Source organism: Tangfeifania sp. (assembly GCF_055108615.1).
In genome coordinates this window covers 1-16,400 of the sequence record NZ_JBSQIC010000085.1, presented here as the reverse complement: position 1 = coordinate 16,400, position 16,400 = coordinate 1, and the positions used below count along the sequence as shown (strand labels likewise).

At 39.7% G+C, this 16,400-nt stretch carries 17 protein-coding genes; 8 read left to right on the top strand and 9 right to left on the bottom strand.

Translation table 11 applies throughout. The features are described 5' to 3' along the window. Window positions 1-291: 291 nt before the first annotated feature. Entirely contained in the window at window positions 292-1,647 is a 1,356-nt protein-coding gene (locus tag ACTCNA_RS14970; RefSeq protein WP_462948744.1) for an ATP-dependent DNA helicase, read from the bottom strand. 176 nt (window positions 1,648-1,823) lie between these two features. Between ACTCNA_RS14970 and ACTCNA_RS14965 the strand changes: the two genes are divergently transcribed. The 5 genes from ACTCNA_RS14965 (at window position 1,824) to ACTCNA_RS14945 (ending at window position 5,291) form a co-directional block, all read left to right on the top strand. Beyond that, complete coding sequence (locus ACTCNA_RS14965; protein ID WP_462948743.1) at window positions 1,824-2,456, top strand: hypothetical protein; 633 nt, start codon at window positions 1,824-1,826, stop codon at window positions 2,454-2,456. A gap of 5 nt (window positions 2,457-2,461) precedes the next feature. After that, the gene (locus ACTCNA_RS14960; protein ID WP_462948742.1) at window positions 2,462-3,280 is read left to right on the top strand and encodes a DUF3822 family protein; all 819 of its coding nucleotides are present in this window, start codon (window positions 2,462-2,464) and stop codon (window positions 3,278-3,280) included. A 1-nt stretch (window position 3,281) separates the two neighbouring features. Beyond that, on the top strand, window positions 3,282-3,827 hold the full coding sequence (rsmD, locus tag ACTCNA_RS14955) for a 16S rRNA (guanine(966)-N(2))-methyltransferase RsmD (RefSeq protein ID WP_462948741.1): 546 nt from the start codon (window positions 3,282-3,284) through the stop codon (window positions 3,825-3,827). A gap of 137 nt (window positions 3,828-3,964) precedes the next feature. Then, window positions 3,965-4,924 (top strand): DnaJ C-terminal domain-containing protein, encoded by a 960-nt coding sequence (locus tag ACTCNA_RS14950; protein WP_462948740.1) that lies wholly within the window; start codon window positions 3,965-3,967, stop codon window positions 4,922-4,924. 13 nt (window positions 4,925-4,937) lie between these two features. Then, the gene (locus ACTCNA_RS14945) at window positions 4,938-5,291 is read left to right on the top strand and encodes a hypothetical protein (protein WP_462948739.1); all 354 of its coding nucleotides are present in this window, start codon (window positions 4,938-4,940) and stop codon (window positions 5,289-5,291) included. Window positions 5,292-5,319: 28 nt separating this feature from the next. On the opposite strand, the gene trxA is transcribed toward ACTCNA_RS14945, so the two are convergent. The 5 genes from trxA to ACTCNA_RS14920 all read right to left on the bottom strand — a co-directional run bounded on the left by trxA (window position 5,320) and on the right by ACTCNA_RS14920 (window position 10,867). Beyond that, on the bottom strand, window positions 5,320-5,619 hold the full coding sequence (trxA, locus tag ACTCNA_RS14940) for a thioredoxin (RefSeq protein WP_462948738.1): 300 nt from the start codon (window positions 5,617-5,619) through the stop codon (window positions 5,320-5,322). A 14-nt stretch (window positions 5,620-5,633) separates the two neighbouring features. After that, a complete protein-coding gene (gene ftsH, locus ACTCNA_RS14935; protein ID WP_462948737.1) occupies window positions 5,634-7,523 on the bottom strand; it encodes an ATP-dependent zinc metalloprotease FtsH in 1,890 nt (629 codons plus the stop codon). Window positions 7,524-7,736: 213 nt separating this feature from the next. Next, window positions 7,737-9,257 carry a Do family serine endopeptidase gene (locus ACTCNA_RS14930; protein WP_462948736.1) on the bottom strand — a complete coding sequence of 507 codons (1,521 nt, stop codon included), beginning with the start codon at window positions 9,255-9,257 and terminating at the stop codon, window positions 7,737-7,739. A 26-nt stretch (window positions 9,258-9,283) separates the two neighbouring features. Further along, window positions 9,284-10,231: a YfdX family protein gene (locus ACTCNA_RS14925; protein WP_462948735.1), complete on the bottom strand. Its 948-nt coding sequence runs from the start codon at window positions 10,229-10,231 to the stop codon at window positions 9,284-9,286. A gap of 183 nt (window positions 10,232-10,414) precedes the next feature. Continuing rightward, window positions 10,415-10,867, bottom strand: coding sequence for an Hsp20/alpha crystallin family protein (locus tag ACTCNA_RS14920; protein WP_462948734.1), 453 nt, complete (start codon window positions 10,865-10,867; stop codon window positions 10,415-10,417). Window positions 10,868-11,270: 403 nt separating this feature from the next. On the opposite strand from ACTCNA_RS14920, the gene ACTCNA_RS14915 reads away from it, so the two are divergent. Next, window positions 11,271-12,329, top strand: a complete 1,059-nt coding sequence (locus ACTCNA_RS14915) for a sigma-70 RNA polymerase sigma factor region 4 domain-containing protein (protein ID WP_462948733.1) — start codon at window positions 11,271-11,273, stop codon at window positions 12,327-12,329. A gap of 53 nt (window positions 12,330-12,382) precedes the next feature. Here ACTCNA_RS14915 and ACTCNA_RS14910 read toward each other — a convergent pair whose 3' ends face one another. Beyond that, a complete protein-coding gene (locus ACTCNA_RS14910) occupies window positions 12,383-12,991 on the bottom strand; it encodes a redoxin domain-containing protein (protein WP_462948732.1) in 609 nt (202 codons plus the stop codon). A 122-nt stretch (window positions 12,992-13,113) separates the two neighbouring features. Between ACTCNA_RS14910 and pdxH the strand changes: the two genes are divergently transcribed. Then, on the top strand, window positions 13,114-13,746 hold the full coding sequence (gene pdxH / locus ACTCNA_RS14905; protein WP_462948731.1) for a pyridoxamine 5'-phosphate oxidase: 633 nt from the start codon (window positions 13,114-13,116) through the stop codon (window positions 13,744-13,746). 106 nt (window positions 13,747-13,852) lie between these two features. On the opposite strand, the gene ACTCNA_RS14900 is transcribed toward pdxH, so the two are convergent. Together ACTCNA_RS14900 and ACTCNA_RS14895 are read right to left on the bottom strand one after the other, a co-directional pair. Beyond that, complete coding sequence (locus ACTCNA_RS14900; RefSeq protein WP_462948730.1) at window positions 13,853-14,191, bottom strand: hypothetical protein; 339 nt, start codon at window positions 14,189-14,191, stop codon at window positions 13,853-13,855. Window positions 14,192-14,463: 272 nt separating this feature from the next. Next, window positions 14,464-15,567, bottom strand: a complete 1,104-nt coding sequence (locus tag ACTCNA_RS14895) for a DNA polymerase III subunit gamma/tau (RefSeq protein WP_462948729.1) — start codon at window positions 15,565-15,567, stop codon at window positions 14,464-14,466. A gap of 300 nt (window positions 15,568-15,867) precedes the next feature. On the opposite strand from ACTCNA_RS14895, the gene ACTCNA_RS14890 reads away from it, so the two are divergent. After that, window positions 15,868-16,400, top strand: a 533-nt coding sequence (locus tag ACTCNA_RS14890) for a glutathione peroxidase (protein ID WP_462948728.1), incomplete at its 3' end; no start/stop codon positions are given.

Sequence of the window (16,400 nt, the reverse complement as noted above, 5' to 3'; positions counted from 1 at the left end):
ATGGTTTTTATAAACATGTTTTACAGCAGTTTTAATAATATGCCACAAAGATACGGGACCAGGTCCACATAAACAAATGAATTCGGGGACTACAAACGGGTTTCAAAAATATTATGATTGATTATCAGGCAGTTACAAAATAAAATAACCGAAATTTGTGCATTTTTTTTGATTTTGGGTGGCATTTTTAACAAGTTGGGTTAATTTTTATGTTTTTTTGAAATCTTTTATCCAGTAGCTCTTAAGGAACCGTTCTCTCCAAAAAGAACGGTTCCATGTTGCCACACAAATTCAGAATTCATTTGAATTCTCATCTTCAAAAAAATTCTTATGAAAATTCACCAGGTAGAGTTTTTCAATGGGGCGGGTAAAGGCGGTGTACAGCCATCGGTAATAATCGTTGTTTAGCATGTCCTCAACCAGGTAGCCATGGTCAATAAATACTGTTTTCCACTGGCCGCCCTGTGCTTTGTGGCAGGTTAACGCGTAGGCATATTTGACCTGCAACGCATTGAAATATGGATTTTCACGAACTTTTTTCCAGCGGTTTCGCTTGGTTTTTATCTCCTGGTAATCTTCAGACACCTTCTCAAAAAGCTGCCGGTTTTGGTCTGATGAGAAGGAAGCTGTTTCAATCGATAAGGTATCGAGAATAATTTTGCAGTCGATTTCCATATTATCGTAATCCACAAAACGAAGGCAAACATCGGCAAACCGGAAATCATATAAATTTTCGTAACCGTAAATGGTAACTATTTCGGCAATGTCGCCATTGGCAATAAAATCGAGGCCGTCATTTTCGGTAATCCAATGGTAGTTGTTTTTTACTACCATTAATAGATCGCCGCGTTCAATTTCATTTTCTTTATACAGAATAGACCCCCTGATTCCCTTGTTAAACAGATTGGCCCGTTTGTTTGAACGGGTTACAACGGTAGTGTCAAAAATCCCGTTTTTTTCATATTCGGTGGTTATGCATTCAATTAAATCTCCTCCTGATATTCGTTCAACATCAGGAAAAGCCTCAATATCAAATTGAAGAAAACCATTGGTTTTTTCATCTTCAATATTTTTCCTGATTTGCGTGGCACACGAAAGAATTCCTGAATCGGCTGCCTGACGCACCACCTCTCTCAAAACGTACTCCTGCACACCAAACCCGAAGTACTGCAATGTAGTGGGTTCAAGTGCCGGGCTAATATTGAGGCCCACCGGGGGCAGCTGGGCTGTATCGCCTGACAACACCAGGCGGCAATTTTCGCCCGAATACACGTACTCCAGCAAATCGTCGAGTAAGCGGCCACTTCCAAACAAAGAGCCTGAAGTGCCTGCATTTGAAATCATAGAGGCTTCATCAACAATAAAATAGGTGTTTTTATACAGGTTTTTGTCAAGCACAAATTTGCCCATTCCATCAGAAGATGATTGCTGACGGTATATTTGTTTATGAATGGTAAAAGCGGGCATTCCGGTGTACCCGGCCATAACTTTTGCTGCCCTCCCGGTTGGTGCCATGAGAATTGTCCTTATTTTTAACGATTTTAACGTTTGGGTGAGCGTGTTTATCATGGTTGTTTTACCAGTACCGGCAAAACCCTTTATCAGCAATATTTCGTCTTGTTCTACTGACGATATAAAAGCGGCCAAACCTTCGATTAATACTGACTGGCACCCAGTTGGAGCAAAGGATAAATTTTTATGGAGTAAATGTTTTAAATGTTTTTTGATCATAGCTGCTAAAATAACAATCAGCAAAGGAAGGTAATTTATTTTTTTTTATAAATTTGCAAGCTATCGACATCAAACTTATTAAAATTATAAAAATGAGAACCGTAATTCAGATTTTACTATTTATTGTTGCAATTGTACTTGCCTACTTTATTTACAAAGGCGTACAGGATCCGATTAATTTTGAGAAAGCTAAAGATGCCCGCTACGAGGCCACCATCGAAAGACTGAAAGAAATCAGGAAAGCCGAACTGGCATTTAAAGATGTACACGGGCGTTTTACCGGGAGCTGGGATACCCTTATCGACTTTGTAAAGCACGACTCCGTTAGAAATGTGCGCAAAGTAGGTGAATTAACTGACAGCATGATTGAAGAAGGGCTAACAGAAAAAAAGGCAGTTGAACTGGGCTTGTTAATCCGCGATACAATTAAAGAAAGTGTTCTCGAATCAGAATTTGGAGGTTCTTTCAATGCCGATAATCTTAAATTAATTCCAGTGCCTGATACAACCGCTGAATTCATGCTGGGGGCAAATGTAATAACGACCGGATCCGGAATCAAGGTTCCTGTTTTTGAGGCCAAAGCACACAATAACATTATTTTAAGAGGCCTCGACAGACAGTATATTATTAACCTGAACGAACAAAGAAGATTGAATGGTAAATATCCGGGATTAAAAGTAGGCTCGCTTACCGAAACCAATAATAATGCCGGTAACTGGGAATAAATTCGATGCACGAATTAATTACAGATAAGTCATTTGAACTAAAAAATACCAATGAGTATAAATTGTCCATCCAGGTTAGCCTGGATGGATTTTCTTTTTTTGTGACCCACAAAACTGAACGGCAATTACTTGCCTTGAAAAACACACCGGCAACAATTAGTTCTGAAAAATTTCTTGCACGCAGGTTTGCTGAATGGGCAAGCTCCGAAGAAATACTGAGTAAACCCTTTTCGTCAGTTATAATTTGTTTTATTACACCAAAATTTACATTGGTTCCCAATGAGCTTTACGATAAGAATAAAGAAAGTTCAATTGTAAATCTTTTGTTCAATGCACAGGTAAACAGCCAGATTATTGACAATACAGTTGACGGGCTGAACACAAACCTTTTATTTTCAATCCCGGTTGAACTTAAGAATGAATTTGACAAGTTTTTCAAAAAATATGCTCTTATTCATGCCGGAACTGTTTTAACACAACAGGCTCAACAAATAATCAGTAATGAGGAAACAGACTTAACCCTGTTTTTCAGCCCTGACCGCTTTTTTCTTTTCATTCAAAAAGAAAACAACTTGTTGCTGGCCAATAGTTTTGCCTACAACCACCCTAACGATGTTTTATACTTTGTCCTCTCTGCAATCAAACAAAACAACATAAAACCACAACAGTGCAAACTATTGATTTCGGGCCAGATAGAAAAAGAAGGCGAATACATAACACTGCTGAAAAACTATTTCGCGCAGTCCTATTTTTTGCTTCCCGACTTAAAAACCACACCTGAAAAATTAAACGAACCACTTCATCAGTTCATCTCACTCTTGTAAAATGAGAATAGTAGGCGGAAAGTACAAGGGAAGGATTTTCAGTCCGGATAAAAAGTTTGGAGCCCGGCCAACTACCGATCTGGCCAAAGAGGCTTTGTTCAACATCCTTGCAAACCGTTACAATTTTGAAGGGATGCAAGTACTCGATTTATTTTCGGGAACAGGTAGTATTGGTTACGAATTTATCAGCAGAGAAGCCGGCAGTGTAATTTTTGTGGAACGTAATTATCAGCATGCCCAATTTATAAAAAAAGTAATTTCACAGCTCGAAATCTCCAACGTCCAAATTATTCGCGATGATGTTTTTCGTTTTTTAAAAAAATGTCCGTCGAAATTTGACATTGTTTTTGCCGACCCACCTTTTGATCTGAAACAACTAAATGAAATTCCCCAGGCCGTGTTTATGGCTGATATATTGAAAAATGATGCACTATTTATACTGGAACACCCGGGAGAATATGATTTTTCAAACCATTCAAACTTTACGGAAATACGGAAATACGGAAGAGTTAATTTCAGTTTTTTTACTCCGCCTTCAAAACATTAGCGAATCTTTTCAAACGTCAATTTGACAGAACCCAAATCGCTAATTACCAACATCTTGAAGACAATTTGTCTTGTTAATAAACAAAAAATAAATTGGACTGCATTTTGTGTTTGCCTACCCAAAAACAAAGGGTGAAAATGGAATATAAAGATTACTATAAAACTCTTGGGGTTTCGAAAAACGCCACTCAGGATGAGATAAAAAAAGCCTATCGCAAGCTGGCCATAAAATATCATCCTGACAAAACCAAAGGCGATAAAAAATCGGAAGAACGCTTCAAAGAAATTGGTGAAGCCTACGAAGTTTTAAAAGACCCTGAAAAACGAAAAAAATACGACCAGCTCGGTGCCAACTGGAAACAGTATGAAAATGCAGGCTACGGTGGTGGTGGATTTGATTTTTCACAATTTGGCGGAGGGCCTGCCGGCGGCAGAACTTATCACTTTGAAGGTGATTTGGGAGATATTTTTGGAGAGGCCGGTGGCGGTTTCTCCGATTTCTTCAATGCATTTTTCGGTGGCGGCGGAAGCAGCCGGTCTGGTTTTTCCGGCCGTCAGCGCCCGCGTCAAGGGCAGGATTTGCAGGCTCAAATGGAAATCAGCCTGTATGAAGCCTGGCACGGAACTTCCAGGATTCTCAATGTGGACGGCAAAAAACTGCGCGTAAACATAAAACCCGGAAGTTACGACGGCCTTGAACTGCGCATTAAAGGGAAAGGCGCTCCCGGAAGCGGCGGTGGCCCCAGTGGAGATATTTACATCAAAATCAGGGTTCAGCCCGATAACCAATACAAAATTGACGGCAACAACCTGATTATAAAAACGGATGTAGATTTATATACTGCTGTTCTGGGCGGTAAAAAAGAGATACAAACATTTGCAGGCAAACTCAATGTCCCTATCCCTAAAGGCTCACAAAGCGGCAGCAAACTGCGGTTAAAAGGAAAAGGAATGCCGGTTTACAACCAGCCCGGAAGCTACGGCGATTTATATGTACAACTGAATGTTGTCATCCCAAAAAATCTGGGCCGCGAAGAAGAAAAACTGTTTAAAAAACTACAGAAATTAAGAAATAATCACGTTTACAGTCACAACTAAAATTGGAAAAGTTATGTTGGCAAGATATTACGAATACAATTACACCGACCCGATAATTGAGTTATTTCTCGACAGGATGAATGACCTCAATTACAGATATTATGCAAGTGAATTGCTGAACCGGTTAATGCATTCCGATAATTTTGATTTTAATGCATCCATTCGGAAAGCCATTGCTATTTTGCGCCTGACCGGAATTCCGGTACAGCAACATTTCTCATGCATTTACCGTTCGGCAGCACGAGGCATGCAACGCGACTGGAAACTCTCGGAACTGGCCTGCAGTTTAATGATTATTAGCGCCAGGACCGAAAATCAGGAAATTGAAGAGGCACAACAGACATTGATGACTTACCTGGGGATTTGAGGCAAGAATCCATCCTGCAAAAGTTTTTTTACAAATAAGATTGAAGAATTGATTTCAACTGATCTTTTTGCACCAGGCCGGATTGCCGCCATAAAACCTGCCCGTTTTTGAAAAGTGCCAATGTAGGCACACTTCTGATTTGAAACCGGTTGGCAATCTCCTGGTTTTTGTCCACATCAATTTTAATGACTTTAATTTTACCTTCCAGCTCCCGGGCCAATCCAGCCAAAATAGGCGACTGTACTTTACACGGACCGCACCATTCGGCATGAAAATCTACCAAAACCGGAACCTTTGACTGGATTATTGAATTAAAATTTCCTTTCATTTTTTTTATTTGTGTTAAACATTCTTTTCTCCTAAAATCGCTTTAATTTCATTTCTGTCAAGCACTTCTTTTTCCAACAATTCGTTTGCCATTTTCTCCAGCAAATCCCTTTTCACCTGCAAAAAATCCTTCGTTTCCTGATAACAGCGGTTAATGATTTCGCTAATCTCTTCATCAATCAGTTTTTCGAGATGTTCCGAACGCCTTTCAATTCCTGAAGATTGCCCGAGAAATCCGGGAGAAGAACGGTTAACCAGTGAAAAATTCGGTAATTTTTCACTCATACCGTAAACCACAATCATGTTTCTGACCAACTGAGCCACCCGTTCCAGGTCGTTGGATGCACCTGTCGATATTTCCTTGAAAGTGATTTCTTCGGCTGCCCGCCCTCCGAGCAATCCTTTTATTTTTCCCACAATCTCTTCTTTAGTCATTAAATAGCGGTCTTCGAGAGGCATTTGCATGGTGTAGCCCAGTGCTCCAATTCCCCTTGGCACGATAGATACCTTCTGTACCTGGTCGGCACCGGAAGTAAAATATCCGACAATGGCATGACCTGATTCATGATATGCAACTATTTTCTTTTCCTTATCATTAATGATTTTGTTTTTTTTCTCCAGACCGGCAATAATCCGTTCAATAGCAGCCTCAAAGTCCGACATGGTTACCTCTTCCCTGTTATTGCGAACGGCCAGAATTGCAGCTTCATTGCAAACATTGGCAATTTCGGCACCTGCAAAACCCGGGGTTTGGGCAGCCAATTGCTTCAAATCGATTTTTGAGCTTAATTTCAGGGTTCGTGTATGAACCTTAAAAATGGCTTCGCGTCCTTTCATGTCGGGTTTATCTACCAAAACCTGCCTGTCAAATCTTCCGGGGCGCAACAATGCCTGATCCAGTACTTCGGGACGGTTGGTTGCACCAATAATGATTACGCCCGAACTGGCATCAAAGCCGTCCATTTCCACCAGCAACTGGTTCAGTGTATTTTCACGCTCATCATAACCTCCCCCATAAGCCACATTATTTCCCCTACTTTTTCCAATGGCATCCATTTCGTCGATAAAAATAATGCAGGGAGCCATTTGTTTGGCCTGTTTGAATAAATCCCTTACACGGGCAGCACCCACACCAACAAACATTTCAACAAAATCGGAACCGCTCAGGTTAAAAAACGGTACGCCTGCTTCGCCGGCCACAGCCTTTGCCAGCAATGTTTTTCCCGTACCGGGAGGGCCAACCAGCAACATTCCCTTTGGTAATTTACCACCAAGCCCGGTATATTTTTTGGGAGACTTAAGAAACTCAACCAATTCTTTCACTTCTTCAATGGCCTCATCCACTCCGGCAACATCAGAAAAACGAACCTGGTTCTCCGGTGATTCTGCCTGTATTTTTGCTTTGTTTTTCCCGAGATCGAGCATTTGATTTCCACCAAATTTCCGAAAAATAAATCCCCACAATACAATAAAAACCAAGATGGGTAAAACCCAGTTCAAAAAGAAATTTCTGAGTGTATTTGATTCATACTTTCCTTCAAATTTAATTTTCGAAGTTTTCAGCTTTTCAATCAATGCTTCATCGGGGTAGCCCGGGATTCGATTTACAATAAACTGCCGGGCCACCTGGTTTTCAATGGAAGGGACTCTTAGCCTCCAGGGCGCTGTAGGGGCTTCGGTCATATCGTGATCTGAAGAATCGGCCGGTGTTTTAAATTCGCCAATTATTTTATTTTCAAAAATTACCACTTGTTCCACCCTGGCCGAATCAAGCGCATGGATGAATTCATTGTATGTCAGCTTTTGTTCTCCTGGGGTATCCGGGAAAAAGATGAATTGCGCCAATAAAATAAACGTAAAAATCACCCAAAAATAGACCAACGAAAATTTCTGTTTCCGTTTCATTTTTTTTGAAATTATACGTTATTGCAAAGTTCCCAGCAAACCATTTAAATTAATTCCTGCAAATCCGGGTTTTTATCGATGGCATATTTTCCGTGCAGCGGGAAAATTTTAGTTGTTTCTCTTACTTTTTAAAAACAATTTTACTTAAATTTTGTCAAATCTGCTATTAAAAAATTATCTCTGTTTTTCATTCTAACTTATTTTTTTTCTAAACTACAGGCCAAATGCATAATAATAAGTTCCCGGATAATCCTCATACATCCCCTCGAGCATTACGCCTCCTTCTGTATTGTCGAGGATTTTCACAAACTTATCAATTGTCTTCACACTTTTGCCGTTAACTTTAGTTATTATAAACCCAACACGGATGTCGGTACTGTTTTTTAATTTCCCCGGATACAGTTTGGCAATGCGTAATCCTCCATCAATATCCAGTTTCCTGGCTGTTTCCCGGTCGATTTCTTCCAGTTCCACCCCAATAACATCCAGCACTTCAATAGCAGGCCGTTCGTACATCTTTTCTTCGCCTTCCTGGTTTCTTAACGTAACCAGAAATTCGAGTTCTTCTCCCTGGCGATCAACTGTAAGCGAAACTTTATCACCGGGATGGTGACGTCCGATAATTTCGAGCAATTCGGACGAAGCAGAAACTTCTTTACCATCAACTTCCGTAATAACATCCCCCACTTTTATACCGGCATCGCCCGCGGCACTGTTTGCTGCAATACTGTCAACATAAACGCCCTGGGTTACCTGCAAATCTTTTTCCCTGACCAGATTTCCATCCACACTGCGAATCATCAATCCGAGATATCCACGCTGAACTTTTCCATATTTTAGAAGGTCTTCCACCACTTTGGAAACTATGTTTGAAGGCACGGCAAAACCATAACCGGCATAAACTCCGGTGGGGCTTGCTATTGCTGTATTAATTCCAATTAGCCCTCCGTTAAGGTTTACCAGTGCTCCACCACTGTTTCCCGGATTAATGGCCGCATCGGTTTGAATAAACGATTCGATGGCATTTTGGTCGGGTAATATATTAATCTGGCGGCCTTTCGCGCTTACAATTCCTGCTGTTACCGTTGAATTGAGATTAAACGGGTTGCCGACTGCCAGCACCCATTCGCCCACTTCAATTTCGTCGGAATTTACAAAAGGTATTGTCGGCAAATCTCTGCCCTGTATTTGCAATAGAGCAAGATCAGTGGATGGATCGGTTCCGATTATTTTGGCTTTGAACACCCGGTTATCATCAAGTATGACCTCTATATCGTCGGCTCCATCCACCACATGGTTGTTGGTTACAATATAACCTTCGGAATTAATAATTACCCCGGAACCGGCCCCCACTCTTGCCTGCGGACCACGCTGCTGTGGTTGTGGCTGTTCGAACCGGAAATGTGGCCCGAAAAAACGTTCAAAAATATCATCGTCAAAAAAATCCCTGAACGGATCCTGATATTGCCTGTATTGGTAACTTCGGGTATCCTGCATCCGGGTAGATTTGATATGCACAACTGCTGGCATAACATTTTTGGCCACATCGGTGAATTCGAGGGGCACAATTTCTCCCGCATCATTTACCGTATAGGCCGCCCCAACAACAGGCGATGAAGAAAGATGTTCAATTTTTACCGTCCTGCCAACTCCCGTATCAGTGATCAGGAAAGTTCCTACTGTTAGCGCACTGCCCAGTATTGCTGCAATAACTATTGAAACATACTTTTTCATGGCTCAACCCTCCCAATTAAAGTTCATTAAAAAGTGTTCACATTCTTATACACAGAAATATCTGACTGCAATTGTTCTAAATTTTCTTCTACGCTCACTACCAAGTTGTTAACATTTGAAGTTTTATCCCCGCTCAGTTCGGTTTTTATCTCGTCCATTGCATTAAATATTTCCTGATATTCATTTTCTGCTTTTCCATATCCCAGCATTTCAGAAAACCGTATTTGATATTCGGCATTGTTTAAAAGAGTGAGAATACTTTCCTTATCCGGATGTTCTTCGCTGAGCAATTTCCCCATTTCCAATACCATTTTTTGAGAAATGATTAACGGTAATGGAGTAATACTTCGTTCTGCTGTTACACTTGAAAGTAGTGAATTCAGATCGAGCAATGCTTGTTCATATTGTTTCTCCTTCAACAACTTATCGGCATTTCTCAATGTTTGCAAATAAGACGAAATGGAAATACTTTCCCTGGTGATACGCAATTCACTGGTCAACTTTGTCATTAAGTTTTTTGCCCTTTGCAGTTCTCCTAATTCCATTAACGAATCAACATCCTGAATTATCTGCCTGGCATTTTCTGCATTTTCTACTCTGTCGAGAACTTCAATATTGACCTCAGAAATAAGTTTTGCAGGATGGTCAGTGCGAATAATTAATTCTGCTTTGGCAATAGCCCTATTTATATTTTCAATCGCATCGGCATAATTCTCATTTAAGATGGAAGAAATACCTGTGCGCGATAATGCAATAACGCTTGCTGCCTCCTGGATTACATTTTCGTTGCCCAAATCAATTGCAAGATTAATTTCTTTATCCACATAAGCCTGTATCTGATTTTCAGTCAGATAAGTTTGTTCCGGTTTTTTTAGCTTTTCAATATCTGTTTTCGATTTCATTTCATCTTTTCTGTCGCAACCAGACAATACGATCAGAATGAACATCAATACATAGCCTATTTTTATTTTCATGGCAAAACCCTCCTTTCTTTTAATTAATCATAAGTATTAAAGTTTGTCCGGGGACTACCACTCCTTTGCCGGGTATATCCTTATACATTATTGGTTGGTATTTTGAAATTACACCCCAGGTAACAGTATATTCAAATAAAAAATAATAACGGGCAGGAAGGAAAGCATCCTGCCCGTTTGTTTTTAAGATACTTTAATTTTTTTTGCCGGTTTGGCTTTGGCTTCTTCCTGTTTCGGAAGCGTTACATGAAGAATACCATCTTTGTATTTGGCCGAAATTTTATCGGCATTTACCACATCATCCGGTACGGCGAATGAACGCTGGAACGATTGATAACGGAATTCACGGCGGGTTACTTTTTCCCCATCTTTTTCTTCTTTTTCATCCGATTTTTCAGAAGAAATGGTTAACCTGCCTTTGTCGTAATTCAGTTTGAAGTCGCTTTTATTCATTCCCGGAGCAGCAACTTCAATTTCAAAATTATCATCCGTTTCTTTAATGTTTGTTGCAGGCAAAGTAGAATCGGTTCCTGCAAAATTCCAGTTGCTCCAATCCATCAAATCCCCTCCCAAAAAACTGTCAACAAAAGAAGGAACTGATGGAAACATAGGGTCATTTAATCGTGCTAATGCCATAATTCATTCCTCCTTTCTTTTGGTTAAACATCAACAAATTGAAAAAAAGTTTGCATTCTGTTACCTTCAAAATACATACCAAAAGCTTAAATCAAATTATATAAAACGATGAAGAACAACCAACTATCAACAGAATTATACTTAAAATCATTCATTTTACAATTTCATTCATTTTGCCATTTTGTCTTAAATTCTTTTTATTAATGACAATATGTCGTCAACCAAAAATGTCATATCTCTTTTGGCTTAAACAGCAATAACCGGTGAATATTGGAATACAATTTGATAGCTTGGAGCCATAGAATTATTGTCTTATAGTTTAAGCAGTCCTTTGCAAAAAATTTAGTGGCAACTGAAATCGGGTTAAGTTTTGATTTTGTTTCAACATTAAATTAAATGAGCTATGAAATACATCATAAACAACGTGAAATGCATCGGCGACAAAAAACTACAGCAGAAAGCCAAACAACTTGTCAGAAAACAAACCAACCGAATATCACGAATAGCTGATAATTACCGCAAACCCGTTACCGTAAATGTTTTTTTCAATAAGGCTGACAAGGGAACCTATCAAATTTCAGTTATGGTTCCATTGAGAGAACATGTTATTTACCTCCAGGAAAATGATACAAATATTGAGGCAGGCATTCACAGGTTATTTGACCGGCTGAAACTTTCAATCGCCAAAAAAATCCATAAGGAAAAAAGAAACTATTTATACCGCAGAAAAAAAACAAGACTGAAAAATTTTCATGATAACCTGAAAAACCTCAAAGACTTAAGACAGGAACACACCCAAAATACTTTTAAAAAATTATCGAAAATTTTGCTCCATGATTTAGGTCATTACATAAAACGAAGGATTAGAGCAACTGAAATTACCGCAGAACTCAAAATGGAGAACTTAAAAGTACAGGAACTACTGGATGAATTGTATCTAATTTTGTACAATAATATCGAAGAAATCCCTACCGATATCAAAGCCATGAATGTTTGGCTTTACCAAAAAGCCGATGAACTTTTGAATGAAAAACTTAACGAATTCCGTTTCAACAAAGAAAAATTGGTAAGGCTGGACAATATTCTGGAAAAAGAACTCAAATCATTTGATGAAAGCTTTACAATTGATGCCGATGAAGAAGTTATTCCGGTTGAAGAACTGGATGAATTTACTCCAAAAGCCGATGATTTTTCAATTTATGAACTCCTTTTTAATGAAGATGAAGACAGTCTTTTGGAAGAAATAACTTTCAACCTCAACCAGGATAAAATTCAAAAAATAATTTACCTGGAATTGACCAAATTACCGGAAAATGAGAGGTCAATTTTGGATTTGTTTTTAATCGACCAGTTAACAGAGGAAGAAATTGCAGAAATAAAAAATCTGCCAACAGATGAAATAAGAAAAATAATTAGCGAAAAAACACAACAAATCAAACAAAGCCTTTCCAAAGCATTATAAAAAAGCCCTCCCACACAGGGAAGAGCTTTTCAAAAAACATTCTATTTCATGTGTTAATCTAATTTCCGTTTAATACTGCAACCAACCGGTTTTGTTTCGGCTACAGCTATTTGTTCGCCATTCGCAAGACTTACAATCGCATCTTTTAAATAGTGCTTTTTCACATCGCTTGCACTTTTGTAATTGTTGTCGATGGCACCTTTATAAACCAGTTTCATCTCATCGTTGAACAAGAATGCATGAGGTGTGGTTTGCCCGCCAAATGCATTGGCAATTCTGCTCTCTTCGTCAACCACATAATGGAAATTGTAATCCTTTTCCTCGGCATGTTTTTTCATGGCTTCAAATGAATCAACACCATCACGGTTTTTGTAATTTGAATTCAAAACAATCATTCCCACATCATTTTTGTCGGCCCATTTTTTTATCTCAGGATACCTGTCTTCCCAGCGCATCACAAATGGGCAGGTATTGCACGAAAACAACACGAGCAAACCATTGTCTCTTGCAACATTGGCAAGTGAGACCATTTCGCCATTCACGGCTTTCATTTTCACATCAGTATATTTGGCTTCGCTACCAATTCCTATCTGTCCGTCGCCATTTGAGGCAAAAACCGGGACAGAGAATACAATTATTAATAATACAAGAAGTTTTTTCATAACACTTTGGTTTTAAATATTTAATACCTTTTACTCTTTTTATTTCTTAAACATTTCGTTTGAAAAAAATGTTTAACTGCAAAGAAGCAATACTTGAAATTTAACATTTAACTGGAAACCAAATGGATATAAATTCTTTGCGAAAAGAATACAAACGCTCGGTGCTCAACCGGCAATCAGTCGATAAAAACCCGATAAACCAATTTGAAAACTGGCTCGATGAAGCGGTTGATTCGAAAATTCCGGAACCGACAGCCATGGCAGTTTCAACATTCGGCACAAACGGTTTTCCACAAACAAGAATTGTTTTGCTGAAATACCTTGATGATAACGGCTTTGCATTTTTTACCAACTTCGAAAGCCAGAAAGGGAAAGCCCTCGAAGCAAATCCTTCAACCGGACTTTTATTTTTCTGGCCCGAGCTGGAACGCCAGGTGCGCGTTGAAGGAATTGCCGAAAAAACAAGCCGTGAGTTTGCTGAAAAATATTTCCGGTCGAGGCCTGTAAACAGCCAGATTGGGGCATGGGCTTCGGAGCAAAGCAGAACAATTCCTTCGCGCAGCTACCTTGAAGGCCGGTTCGCCGATTTTCAGAAAAAATTTGGAAACGCTCCTCCCCTGCCCGGTTTCTGGGGTGGTTACCGGGTAAAACCAATCAGAATTGAATTTTGGCAGGGGCGAGAAAGTCGGTTGCACGACCGTATTTTGTACGAAAAAGAAAATGAAAACTGGGTTATCAAACGACTGGCCCCTTAAAACAGTCCCGCTCCTGAATTCGCCCCAATGACAAATGACCAGTGACCCTGCTGGAATATTCTCCTACCGTCTAATTTCACGGGGTAACCCAGTGTTCAATGACTCTCTACCCTCCAAAATCGAGTTTTAATTTTTGTTTCAGTAATCCGAGTTTGGGATTTTTCTTCAGCATTTCGCCATATTTTTCCGAATCGGTATAAATTATAGCCTCCTTTTCGGTTTGCGAAATTTTTGTTACGAGCTGAATCTTCGAATTTTTCAATTCTTTGCGTAACCATGAAACCAACTCTGGCTTTACGCTGCTAATCAAATCTTCCTGAACAGAATTGTCGATTTCCAAAACAAGTTGAAAGTTTTCGTTTAGTTCCGGTGTTTTTGAAAGCGTGGACTGCAGGTTGGGTCTGTCGTGCAGTCGTTCTACAAAACTATCCCATTTCAACTTCATCTGCTCTTTGGAAAAATCTTCGCGCTCATCTGCCCTGCTGTAAATTTCATGCTGTTCCTTTGCCGAAATTGTTTCATCGCCGCTAAATTTTCCGGCAAGGGCATCTTTAATCGACGGTCCGCTGATATCGCTCGAAAGTCGCCTGATTTTCTTTTTAACAGGGGGTAATTTTTCAGTTACAGTGCGGTTCGGCCTGTTTTTTTCGGTGTTTGAAGAAGGTTGTTCCTGCGAAAAAATGGGTTCCAGAACATCCTCATTATCAACGCCGTCAGCTATTTTTTTTTTAAGGTTAGTTGCGCTATCCTAATCAATGCCAGCTCAATTAGCAATCGCTTGTTCTGGCTGGGTTTGTATTGCATATCACATTCGTTGCTGATTTCAAGCGCTTTCAATAAAAAATCATTTTCGCATGAAGTTGCCTGTACTTTGTAACGCTCCTTTATTTCACCACCAACTTCGAGCAGCTTAACCGTTGCGGTGTCTTTACACACCATTAAATTACGCAGGTGATTGCTGAGGCCGTTTATAAAGTGATGCCCGTCGAAACCATGATTCAGAATTTCATCAAAAATCATTAGCGTTTCAGGCACTTCATTTTTCTGAAAATGGTCAACCAACCTGAAATAATAATCGTAATCGAGCACGTTCAGGTTGGTAATTACATCCTGATACGAAATTTCTTTCCCTGAAAAACTGACAATCTGGTCGAAGATTGAAAGTGCATCGCGCATGGCACCGTCGGCTTTTTGGGCAATAATGTTCAGCGCTTCTTTGTCAGCCTCAACATTTTCGTTTTTGGCAACATATTCAAGATGCCCGGCAATATCGGAAATATTAATCCGGTTGAAATCAAAAATCTGGCAGCGCGATAAAATCGTGGGGATAATTTTATGTTTCTCGGTTGTGGCCAGAATAAAAATGGCATGTTTGGGCGGCTCTTCAAGTGTTTTCAAAAATGCATTAAATGCCTGCGATGAAAGCATGTGCACCTCGTCGATAATGTACACGCTGTATTTCCCCACCTGCGGAGGAATGCGCACCTGATCGATGAGCAGCCGGATATCCTCAACCGAATTGTTCGACGCAGCATCCAGTTCGTGAATGTTAAACGAGCGATTGGTATTAAAGGCTTTGCACGAATCACATTCATTGCAGGCCTCAATATCTCCCGACAGGTTGGAGCAGTTAATGGTTTTTGCAAAAATACGCGCGCAGGTAGTTTTGCCCACTCCCCTGGGGCCGCAAAACAAATAGGCATGTGCCAGCTGGTTGTTTTTTATGGCATTTTTCAGGGTAGTTGTAATCGACGATTGCGCCACAACCGTATCGAAAGATTCTGGCCTGTATTTTCGTGCTGAAACAATAAAATTCTCCATTAGCTCCGTGTCTTTATCGAGTTTCAAAGATAATTAAATCTCGCTTTTTACAGGGTAAAACTTATCAACACTATATCAATTTATTTTTAGCGACTATCTATGTATTGTATCTCCAATTAATGGCATTTTGTTGATTTCCCGCAGATTTCGGTAGATAAACGCTGATTTTTTATAAATTTCTGCGAAAATCAGCGCAATCAGCGGGCGATATATTTTTTTGATATATGAACCTGTTTTTATTCTAATTTTTTAAGACGGTTTTTCTGAAACTTTTACTTTATTTGATGAAAGGAAATTTTTATGAAAAAAATTCAAACTGTATTGTTATTTTTACTGATTGGCATATTTTCAGCTGCGGGGCAGTACAAAACATTGCACGATTTTACAGCCCGCACCATTGACGGTGAAAAATTTGATTTTTCAACCCTGAAAGGCAAAAAAGTATTGATTGTAAACACGGCAACCGAATGTGCGCTGACCCCGCAATTCAAAAAATTGCAGGAGTTGTATGAAGAATACGGTGGCAACGACTTTGAAATTGTCGCTTTTCCCTGCAATGACTATGGTAGCCAGGAACCGGGAAATAATGAACACATCAGGGATTTCTGCACAAAAAAATACGGTGTGAGTTTCCTGATGATGGAAAAAATTTCCATAAAAGACAATCCGCATCCTGTTTACAAGTGGCTCATGAGCAGTGAAGAAAACGGCACGCTCGACGGGAAAGTCATCTGGAACTTTCAGAAATTTTTAATTGATGAAGACGGAACAGTAGTTGAATCGCTGTCGCCCATAACCGGCCCGCAAAACAGGCGGATTATCGAGTGGCTGGA